This is a genomic window from Mycobacterium sp. 1245801.1 (assembly GCF_001673055.1).
Lineage (GTDB): Bacteria > Actinomycetota > Actinomycetes > Mycobacteriales > Mycobacteriaceae > Mycobacterium > Mycobacterium europaeum_A.
On record NZ_LZKY01000099.1, the window covers coordinates 1 to 8868 of the forward strand.

Genomic DNA, 8868 nt, shown 5'->3' on the forward strand with positions numbered 1-8868 from the left:
TGAGTTCGGCGCCAATTGCCTTGCGGTGGTTGGCCAATGCCATGAACTCTGCGTTCAGCGTGGTGACCGCGGAGTCGCTGTTCATCACCCACAGCGCTTGCAGTGGGTCGTCCTCGGTCAGCAGGGCCCGCATGCGCGTCAGTGCGGTCTCGGCACCGGCGCGTAGCACCTCGACGAACAGATCGTCCATCGTCGGGAAGTAGTAGTAGACCAGCGCCTGCTTGACGCCGGCCTCCGCCGCCACCCGCCGCGACGTCGCCGCGGCATAGCCCTCCTCGCGCATGATTCGGGCCGTGGCCTCGATCAGCTTGCCGCGCGCCCCCGCGTCGGCCCCCCTCCTGTTTTGGCGACTCGCCGCCGGGTTGGGCGCGGCCGATTTGCTTGACCGGCCTGGTCGATCCGTGGTAGGCATACCGCATCCTAACAATTTGGTCGATCGATCAGTTTCGGATGATCGCAAGCACGAGTCAATCGGGAGGCAGCGGCCGATGACGACCGCACACCTGCGTGTCCGGGTGGATTCCCGGCTCTGTGAGGCGCACGCCCTGTGTGTGGAGATCGCCCCCGAGGTTTTCGACCTCGGCGACGATGTCGCAACCTGCGAGGAGGAACCCGGTGAAGCGTTGCGCCACAGCGTCGAAGCCGCCGTGGCCGCCTGCCCGCGCCAGGCCATCAGCTTGGTCGCAGAGGACGCGTGACGCGCGGCTTTCTAGCCCGGAAAAGGAATTGAAATCATGACTGAACTCGCCGACGTCGATTACTTCACCGACGCCGACATCGCGCAAGATCCGTATGCCTACTGGGACTACCTGCGTGGCCAGGGGCCGGTGTTCCGCGAGCCCCACTACGGGGTCGTGGCCGTCACCGGGTACGAGGAGGTCCAGGCCGCCTTCAAAGACGTCGCCTCGTTCTCCGCCGTCAACGCGATCGGCGGCCCGTTCCCGCCGCTGCCGTTCACCCCGGAAGGCGACGACATCAGCGAGCAGATCGAAGCCCATCGCCACGAATTCCCCATCTTCGAGCACATGGTCGTCATGGACCCTCCCGAGCACGAGAAGGCGCGCTCCCTGCTCGGCCGGCTGCTCACCCCGCGCCGGCTGCAGGAAAACAAGGACTACATCTGGCAGTTGGCCGACCGGCAGTTCGACGAGTTCATCGCCAACGGCCAGTGCGAGTTCCTCGGCGAGTACGCCAAGCCGTTCGCGACGCTGGCGATCGCCGATCTGCTGGGTGTTCCCGACGAGGACCGTGCCGAGATTCGCCGCAATCTCGGGGCAGGTAACGCGCCGGGCGCCAGGGTGGGCGCGCTCGATCACGAACCCGTGGGCAGTAACCCGCTGCAGTACCTCGACGACCTGTTCAGTGCCTACATCGCCGACCGGCGAGAACGACCCCGCGAAGACGTGCTGACCGGCCTGGCGACTGCCACGTATCCCGACGGCTCGACCCCGCCGCTACTGGAGGTGGTGCGACCGGCCACCTTCCTGTTCGCGGCCGGCCAGGAGACCGTGACCAAGCTGCTGAGCGCGGCAGTACAGGTGCTCGGTGATCAGCCCGAGCTTCAGGCACGGCTGCGTGCGGATCGGAGCCTGATCGGCTCGTTCATCGAAGAGGCGTTGCGCATGCAGAGCCCGACCAAGGTCGACTTCCGGCTGGCCCGCAAGACCACCACCCTGGGTGGGGTGCACATCCCGGCCGGCACGGTCCTCATGCTGTGCCTGGGAGCGGCCAACCGTGATCCGCGAAAATTCGAGAATCCCAACGAGTTTCAGGTTGACCGGAAGAACGTCCGCGAGCACATCGCCTTCGGTCGCGGTATCCACACCTGCGCTGGCGCACCGCTTGCGCGGGTGGAAGGTCAGATCACCATCAACCGGCTCCTGGACCGCACCAGCGACTTCAGGATCAGCGAGGCCAAGCACGGGCTGCCCGCCAACCGGCAGTACCTCTACGAGTCGACGTTCTTGCTGCGCGGGCTCAAGGAACTGCACATCGAGTTCACCCGGGCCGACTGACGCTGGGTGTCGCCTACTAGCCGGAGGAACGTCCGCATTGTTGTAATGCGGCGCGCAGGATCGCGTCCGCGAGTATGAACGCGGGCTTGGCGCGGTCGGCACCCTCCACGGGCAGGTTTGCCGCGCGCCGCAGCACCATGAGGGCCAACCCGCTGTGCGTGGCGTAGGAGACGATCAGCAGGTTGGCGCACGCGTGCGCCCCCTGCACCGTCATCACGTGCTGGCGTTTGCCTTCCCACCCGGGCCAGTTGAAATCGGGCGGTCGCTGCAGCGATGACCAGTTCACGTTGATGGAGGTGACATCGCCGAGCAGAGGCGTCAGTACCGCAACGAGCTCGGGCAATTCATTGGTTATGCGATCCGCGCGCGGCCACCACGCGCCGTCGATATCCCGGCCGAGTTCGCGAGCCACCGAGAGCCGGATGGGAGTGGATTGGCGCCGGGTCCTGACCGCGAAGCTCATCGGAGATACCGCAGCCGGCAGATTGCGCACCTGGTCGCGGCGCCGCCGCGGGCCGCAACGGTCGCAAAATTATCGTGTCGTGTCCTGGCCGGGCTTGCACAACCCATGGGCGGTTCCTTCGCGCTCGGCGTCGTCGGGCCACGGACGCAGACCGACGGAGGAATCACATTGCCCGTGGGGTGTCGCCCGCGGCGATCGTGCGGTAGACCACCGCTGACAACGAACGGCTCGATTTCGACGCTACGCCACCCTTGGCCCACCCGGACGATCGGGTGATCGGCGCCAGCGCGCAAGCACGACACGGCCTTGGCCGGCCAACTCTGGGGAATTCGCCCGGCGGATGGACTTTGTCATTTCCGCTGGCACGAAATCCCTTGCGGTGCAAGGGATGAAAAACAGTGTGTGCCATCCACCCCGGTAGGGCGGGATGACGGGTAGGCTGGTAGCAACTGCGAGGATGGGTTACATGGCAATAGAGAACTGGTGCGACGCGGTCGAGATCCACCCATCGCAGATCCGGGTCGGTGACGTTATCGGCACGCGGCGCCCCACCGAATTGCGGCTGACGGTCAAGATGATCAGTGCTCCGCAGAGTGGTCCGGGGCAGTGGACTTTTTTCAGCCGAGACGACAACGGTCAACAGCGGACCAGTACGTTCGGAGAAGGCGAATTGGTCCGCAGGTACGCCAAAGCATCTTGACGTCCACGCACCCACCGCCGATCAGCGACGTTGAGTGGTGGAGCCGTCGGTGTCGGGCCGATCGGAAAACGTCGGGTGCTCCACCGGTTTTGCGGAGCTTTCGCCCGAGGCGACATGCTTCGGTGCCTCGGGGTGGGAAAACAGGTTCGACTGGTCCATGGGCTGTCCTTCCGAATGAAAAGTTCGGCCGATACGCACTGTTACTGGCGTCGGACGACGATCGAATCGCACGGCGACCTCATTCGTGGTTCGTTCGCGATTCGCGGTGACCGCAAGAACGCGGTTCCTCTCCACTGTACAGGCAGCGGGCGAGTACACGCCGTGTTCAGGTGAAATGCGGCCTGGGCGCCGCTTCCGCCGGTCGCGGGGTGCCATCTTCGGGGTCGATATGCAGATGAAATAGCAAGCGCCACAACTAGTTTAGAAATGGCGCAGGTTCGTGCTACCCTGGGCAGGCATGGGTGTGTTTGGTACATCCGCATTTGATGAGAGAAGTAAGTAAATGACACAGGGAACTGTGAAATGGTTCAACGGTGAAAAGGGCTTCGGCTTCATCACCCCTGACGACGGCACGAAGGATCTCTTCGTCCACTACTCCGAGATCCAGGGCAACGGCTATCGCTCACTCGACGAAAACCAGCGTGTTCAGTTCGAGGTGGAGCAAGGTGCCAAGGGACCCCAGGCGGTAGGAGTCAGCGCCGTCTGAAATTCACATACGTCACGGTGGGCTGGTGCGAATACCTTCGTACCAGCCCACTGCTTTTCTGACGTCTGGACGCCGGTAGCGACGACATCTGGCGCCTCACCCGATCCGGGCCGGCCGACCGGGATAATGACCGCATGCGTCTCACCTGGGTGCTGCGATCGACCATTGCGGTGTCGCTGGTCTGGGTGGGCGCCGCACTAACGCCATCGGCCTCGGGCGATCCCGATATCCCGCCGGTCGGCGACGCCGCGCGAGCGGCCGGTTTCGTGGACATCCGCAGCGTCGTTCCCGATGCGGTCCTCGATCTGCGCTACGCGACGACGAACAATTTCACCCACACGCAGCTGTATCCCTCCGACGCCAGATGCCTTGTGCACCAATCGATGGCGCCCGGCCTTGCCGCCGCGGCCGGCGCCCTGCGCCCGCAGGGCCACCTGCTGGTGTTCTGGGACTGCTATCGCCCGCACGAGGTTCAGGTCAAGATGTTCCACCTGGTTCCCAACCCCGCGTGGGTGGCACGCCCGGGTCCGTACGCGCACAGCCACGAGTCGGGGCGCTCGGTGGACGTGACGTTCACGACGGCTCAGCAGCCGTGCTCGTCCGGGCTGCATGCCGGCGGGCTCTGCCTGGCCGACATGGGCACCGACTTCGACGACTTCACCTCTCGGGCAACCGCTTTCAATACCCAAGGCATCAGTGCCGACGCGGTGGCGAACCGAGCCGCGCTACGGAACGCGATGAACTACGGCGGGTTGAAGGTGTATTCGGGGGAGTGGTGGCATTTCGACGGCCCGGGCGCCGGTGTCGACCAACCGATTCTCGACGTGCCCGTCGACTGATCTGTCTCAATAGATGAGACAGAAATACCATATTATGGGCGGTACGCGTAGTCTTCCAGGCGAGCCACGCAGGCAAGGAAGGCCACCATGGACGACGAACACCGAGCGGCCTACACGCACGGACACCACGAGTCGGTGCTGCGCTCCCACCAGCGACGCACCGCCGAGGACTCCGCGGCCTACCTGCTGGCGCACCTGAAACCGGGGCTGTCGGTGCTCGACGTTGGTTGCGGGCCCGGTACCATCACCGCCGACCTGGCCGCGCGGGTCGCGCCCGGTCCGGTCATTGCCGTCGATCAGGTCCCCGATGTGCTCGGCGTGGCCCGCGCCGAGGTCGAGCAACGGAAGCTGTCCAACGTCTCGTTCGGGACCGCCGACGTGCACAAGCTCGAATTTGCCGACGGCACTTTCGATGTCGTGCACGCGCATCAGGTGCTGCAGCACGTGGCCGATCCGGTGGCGGCGCTGCGAGAGATGCGACGGGTGTGCGCGCCGGGCGGCATCGTGGCGGCCCGGGATGCCGACTACTCGGGTTTCGTCTGGTATCCCGAGCTGCCGGCGCTCGACCTGTGGCGCGACCTCTACCAGCGCGTCGCGCGCGCCAACCGTGGCGAACCGGACGCAGGGCGGCGTTTGCTGTCGTGGGCGCAGCAGGCGGGATTTACCGACATCACGCCCACCGGCAGCCTGTGGTGCTATGCCACGCCCGCGACTCGCGACTGGTGGGGCGAAATGTGGGCCGACCGAATCCTGCACTCCACCGTGGCCCGCGACCTGGTACGCCTCGAGCTGGCCACCGGTGCGCAGCTCGAAGAGATCTCCGCCGCGTGGCGTGAATGGGCCGCCGCCCAGGACGGTTGGATCGCCATACCGCACGGCGAAATCCTTTGCCGCGCGTAGGACTCAGTCGAGGAACAGGTCCGGAATCGGTTGGTCGCCGCCGCCGTAGCGGGACAGGTCCGCGACTCCGGCGGAGTGCAGAACATCGGCGTCGATGTAGCAGTTGCCGGTGGCCTCCCGGCTGGGGCGTGAGACGATCTCGACGGCCGCGTCGGCCATGATCTCCGGGCTGCGCGACGACTCGGCCAGCTTGTCTCCGTCGGCCATATTCGCCACCGCGGCGGTCGCGATATAGGTCTGCGGCCAAAGGCAATTCACGCCGATCCCGGCGTCGGCGAATTCCGCAGCCCAGCCCAGCGACAGCAGCGTCATCCCGTACTTGGACAGCGTGTAAGCGGGGTGGGCTCCCAGCCAGCGCGGGTTCATGTTCACCGGCGGCGAGATGGTCAGCACGTGCGGGTTGGCCGATTTCTCCAGATGTGGCACGCACGCCTTGGTCAGCAGGAAGGTGCCCCGCAGGTTGATCTCCTGCATCAGGTCGTACTTCTTGGCCGGCAACGTGGCGGTCGGTTCCACCGCGATGGCGCTGGCGTTGTTGACACAGACGTCGACGCCGCCGAAGCGCTGCACCGCCGCATCCACCACCCGCTGCACGTCCTCTTCGCGGCGGACGTCGCCGACGACGGCCAGCGCCTTGCCGCCGGCGGCCTCGACCTCGGCGGCTGCCGTGTGAACGGTGCCGGGCAGGCGGGGATGCGGGGTGTCGGTCTTGGCGAGCAGCACCACGTTGGCGCCCTGCCGGGCCGCACCGATTCCGATCGCCAGCCCGATTCCGCGGCTGCCGCCGGAGATGACGACGGTGCGATCGACGAGCGAACCGTTGGGCATGGAGTCTCCTTTTACCTGGTCAACCGTATGGTATTGGCATTCTCTTTTTTTGCAAGTACGTTATTCACCGATGGATAATACGGCCCACACTCCGTCTGGTATCCCGCTGCAGCCCGTCTACGGGCCGGGGGACGTGCACGCGGAGCCTCCGCAGCCGGGGGAGTTCCCCTTCACCCGGGGTAACTTCGCGTCCGGCTACCGCGGCAAGCTCTGGACCTTCCGGCAGTACTCCGGCTTCGGCACCGCCGAGGAATCCAACCGCCGCTACCGCTACCTGCTGGAGCAGGGCGGGACGGGGCTGTCGGTGGCGCTCGACCTGCCCACCCAGTGCGGGTACGACTCCGACGACCCGGAGTTCGGCGAGGAGGTCGGCCGCGTCGGCGTCGCGGTGGACACCCTGGCCGACTTCGAGATCCTGTTCGACGGCATCCCGCTGGACAAGCTCAGCACGAGCATGACGATCAACGGAACCGCGGCGATCCTGCTGGCGTTCTACGTCGCCGCCGCCGAGAAGAAGGGAATCCCGCGGGCCAAGCTCACCGGCACCATCCAGAACGACATCCTCAAGGAGTACGCCTCGCGCGGTACCTGGATCTGGCCGCCGGAGCCGTCCCTGCGGCTGATCGCCGACACCATCGAGTTCTGCGCGGCCGAAGTTCCGCGGTTCAACGCGATTTCGGTGGCGGGGGCGCATTTCCGCGATGCCGGGGCCAACGCGGTGCAGGAGATGGCGTTCACCCTGGCCGACGGGGTGACCTATTGCGACACCGTGGTCGAGCGCGGCCGCATGACGATCGACCAGTTCGCGCCGCAGATCTCGTTCTTCTTCTACACCCACGGCGACTTCTTCGAGGAGATCGCCAAATACCGTGCGGGGCGGCGACGTTGGGCGACGATCGTGCAGGAGCGCTACGGGGCGAAAACGGCCAAGGCGGCGATGTTCCGCTTCGGTTGCGTCTGCGGCGGCGCCTCGCTGTACGCGCCGCAGGCCCACAACAACATCGTCCGGGTCGCCTACGAGGCGATGGCCGCGGTGCTGGGCGGTGTCCAGTCGATGTTCACCGCGGCCTGGGACGAACCGTTCGCACTACCCACCGAGGAAACCACGACCCTGGCGCTGCGCACCCAGCAGATCCTGGCGCACGAGACCGGGGTGGCCAGCGTCGCCGACCCGCTCGGCGGCTCCTACTTCGTCGAGGCGCTGACCGATGCCACCGAGGAGCGCATCATCGAGATCATGTCCGACCTCGAGCGGCACGGCGGGATGGTCCAGGCCATCGAGGACGGTTACCTGCAGGGCCTGATCGCCGACGAGGCGTTCAAGCTGCACCAGGACGTTGAAGCCGGCACCCGGCCGGTCGTCGGGGTCAACCGGTTCGTGACCGAGGAGCCCGAGCACGACGTGGTCACCTACGAACTCGACGCGGAGGGCCGCGACCTGCAACTCAAGCGGCTGTCCAAGGTCAAGGCCGAAAGGGATTCGGCCGCAGTGGAATCCACGTTGGCCGCGCTGTCGCGGTCGGCCGAGGGAGACGACAACCTGATGCACAAGCTGATCGATTGCGCCAACGCGTACTGCACGGTCGGGGAAATGGTGTCCGCGCTCAAGGCGGTCTGGGGCGAATTCCAGCAACCGGTGGTGTTTTAGATGACGGCCCGCATTCTCGTCGCCAAACCCGGCCTGGACGGGCACGACCGCGGCGCCAAGATCGTCGCCCGCACCCTGCGTGACGCCGGTTTCGAGGTCATCTACACCGGCATCCGGCAGCGCATCGAAGACATCGCGTCCATCGCCGTCCAGGAGGACGTCGCCGTCGTCGGCCTGAGCATCCTGTCGGGTGCGCACCTGGCGCTGACCGCCCGGACCATCGAAGCGCTGCGCGCCGCCGATGCGGCCGACATCGCCGTCGTCGTCGGCGGGACGATCCCGCACGCGGACGTACCCAAGCTGCTATCGGCCGGTGCGGCAGCGGTATTCCCCACCGGGACACCCCTGGAGAACCTGGTGCGCGAGATCCGCAAACTGACCGACACGGCGGACATCGACTCAAACGAGCCAGCCCTGGAGGAACCGTGCGCGTCGGAGTAATGATCGGCGCCGAGCGTGGCGATATGGCCCGCAAGGTGGACAGGCTGGTCTCCGACATCGAATGGGCCGAATCCGCGGGCCTGGACACGGCGTGGATGCCGCAGGTACCCAACGACTTCGACTGCCTGACCATGGTGTCGCTGATGGCCGCCCACAGCTCACGCATCGAGCTGGGCACCGCCGTGGTGCCGCTGCAGGCCCAGCACCCCATCGCCCTTGCCCGCCAGGCGCTCTCGACGCACGCGGTGGCCGGCGGCCGGCTTCTCGTACGGCAGGCCGAGCATGTCGCGGACGATCCAGTGGTGCGACGGCCCGACACCCAGGGCGA

Annotated in this window: 13 protein-coding genes; 9 read left to right on the forward strand and 4 right to left on the reverse strand. The window is 66.2% G+C overall.

Going from position 1 to position 8868, the window contains the following annotated elements:
• A partial coding sequence (locus A5622_RS05915) for a TetR/AcrR family transcriptional regulator (protein ID WP_156752862.1) occupies positions 1 to 307 on the reverse strand: 307 nt, incomplete at its 3' end.
• Between the two features lie 196 nt (positions 308 to 503).
• Here A5622_RS05915 and A5622_RS05920 point away from each other — a divergent pair.
• Together A5622_RS05920 and A5622_RS05925 are read left to right on the forward strand one after the other, a co-directional pair.
• Positions 504 to 698, forward strand: a complete 195-nt coding sequence (locus A5622_RS05920) for a ferredoxin (RefSeq protein WP_066877293.1) — start codon at positions 504 to 506, stop codon at positions 696 to 698.
• A 36-nt stretch (positions 699 to 734) separates the two neighbouring features.
• Positions 735 to 2015, forward strand: coding sequence for a cytochrome P450 (locus A5622_RS05925; protein WP_066877285.1), 1281 nt, complete (start codon positions 735 to 737; stop codon positions 2013 to 2015).
• Positions 2016 to 2031: 16 nt separating this feature from the next.
• On the opposite strand, the gene A5622_RS05930 is transcribed toward A5622_RS05925, so the two are convergent.
• Complete coding sequence (locus A5622_RS05930; protein ID WP_066865606.1) at positions 2032 to 2478, reverse strand: DUF5994 family protein; 447 nt, start codon at positions 2476 to 2478, stop codon at positions 2032 to 2034.
• 466 nt (positions 2479 to 2944) lie between these two features.
• Between A5622_RS05930 and A5622_RS05935 the strand changes: the two genes are divergently transcribed.
• Positions 2945 to 3178 carry a hypothetical protein gene (locus A5622_RS05935; RefSeq protein ID WP_066865864.1) on the forward strand — a complete coding sequence of 78 codons (234 nt, stop codon included), beginning with the start codon at positions 2945 to 2947 and terminating at the stop codon, positions 3176 to 3178.
• Between the two features lie 21 nt (positions 3179 to 3199).
• On the opposite strand, the gene A5622_RS29545 is transcribed toward A5622_RS05935, so the two are convergent.
• Entirely contained in the window at positions 3200 to 3337 is a 138-nt protein-coding gene (locus A5622_RS29545) for a hypothetical protein (protein WP_197498060.1), read from the reverse strand.
• 343 nt (positions 3338 to 3680) lie between these two features.
• On the opposite strand from A5622_RS29545, the gene A5622_RS05940 reads away from it, so the two are divergent.
• The 3 genes from A5622_RS05940 (at position 3681) to A5622_RS05950 (ending at position 5623) form a co-directional block, all read left to right on the forward strand.
• On the forward strand, positions 3681 to 3884 hold the full coding sequence (locus A5622_RS05940) for a cold-shock protein (protein WP_066865609.1): 204 nt from the start codon (positions 3681 to 3683) through the stop codon (positions 3882 to 3884).
• 134 nt (positions 3885 to 4018) lie between these two features.
• Positions 4019 to 4723 carry a M15 family metallopeptidase gene (locus A5622_RS05945; RefSeq protein ID WP_066877287.1) on the forward strand — a complete coding sequence of 235 codons (705 nt, stop codon included), beginning with the start codon at positions 4019 to 4021 and terminating at the stop codon, positions 4721 to 4723.
• A gap of 87 nt (positions 4724 to 4810) precedes the next feature.
• Entirely contained in the window at positions 4811 to 5623 is an 813-nt protein-coding gene (locus A5622_RS05950; RefSeq protein WP_066877289.1) for a methyltransferase domain-containing protein, read from the forward strand.
• Between the two features lie 3 nt (positions 5624 to 5626).
• Here the strand turns inward: A5622_RS05950 and A5622_RS05955 are convergent, their stop codons facing one another.
• Positions 5627 to 6451, reverse strand: a complete 825-nt coding sequence (locus tag A5622_RS05955; protein WP_066865617.1) for an NAD(P)-dependent oxidoreductase — start codon at positions 6449 to 6451, stop codon at positions 5627 to 5629.
• A 70-nt stretch (positions 6452 to 6521) separates the two neighbouring features.
• Here A5622_RS05955 and A5622_RS05960 point away from each other — a divergent pair, with 70 nt between their 5' ends.
• The 3 genes from A5622_RS05960 to A5622_RS05970 form a co-directional block, all read left to right on the forward strand.
• Positions 6522 to 8099, forward strand: coding sequence for a methylmalonyl-CoA mutase family protein (locus A5622_RS05960; RefSeq protein WP_066865620.1), 1578 nt, complete (start codon positions 6522 to 6524; stop codon positions 8097 to 8099).
• The gene (locus A5622_RS05965; protein WP_066877291.1) at positions 8100 to 8540 is read left to right on the forward strand and encodes a cobalamin-dependent protein; all 441 of its coding nucleotides are present in this window, start codon (positions 8100 to 8102) and stop codon (positions 8538 to 8540) included. It begins immediately after the preceding gene.
• A partial coding sequence (locus A5622_RS05970; protein WP_232002883.1) for an LLM class flavin-dependent oxidoreductase occupies positions 8525 to 8868 on the forward strand: 344 nt, incomplete at its 3' end. The genes A5622_RS05965 and A5622_RS05970, both read left to right, overlap by 16 nt.

Coding starts and splice junctions, on each gene's coding strand:
- A5622_RS05925 (WP_066877285.1), top strand. CDS start 735: ATGACTGAACTCGCCGACGTCGATTACTTCACCGACGCCGACATCGCG.
- A5622_RS29545 (WP_197498060.1), bottom strand. CDS start 3,337: ATGGACCAGTCGAACCTGTTTTCCCACCCCGAGGCACCGAAGCATGTC.
- A5622_RS05965 (WP_066877291.1), top strand. CDS start 8,100: ATGACGGCCCGCATTCTCGTCGCCAAACCCGGCCTGGACGGGCACGAC.
- A5622_RS05945 (WP_066877287.1), top strand. CDS start 4,019: ATGCGTCTCACCTGGGTGCTGCGATCGACCATTGCGGTGTCGCTGGTC.
- A5622_RS05935 (WP_066865864.1), top strand. CDS start 2,945: ATGGCAATAGAGAACTGGTGCGACGCGGTCGAGATCCACCCATCGCAG.
- A5622_RS05930 (WP_066865606.1), bottom strand. CDS start 2,478: ATGAGCTTCGCGGTCAGGACCCGGCGCCAATCCACTCCCATCCGGCTC.
- A5622_RS05955 (WP_066865617.1), bottom strand. CDS start 6,451: ATGCCCAACGGTTCGCTCGTCGATCGCACCGTCGTCATCTCCGGCGGC.
- A5622_RS05960 (WP_066865620.1), top strand. CDS start 6,522: ATGGATAATACGGCCCACACTCCGTCTGGTATCCCGCTGCAGCCCGTC.
- A5622_RS05940 (WP_066865609.1), top strand. CDS start 3,681: ATGACACAGGGAACTGTGAAATGGTTCAACGGTGAAAAGGGCTTCGGC.
- A5622_RS05950 (WP_066877289.1), top strand. CDS start 4,811: ATGGACGACGAACACCGAGCGGCCTACACGCACGGACACCACGAGTCG.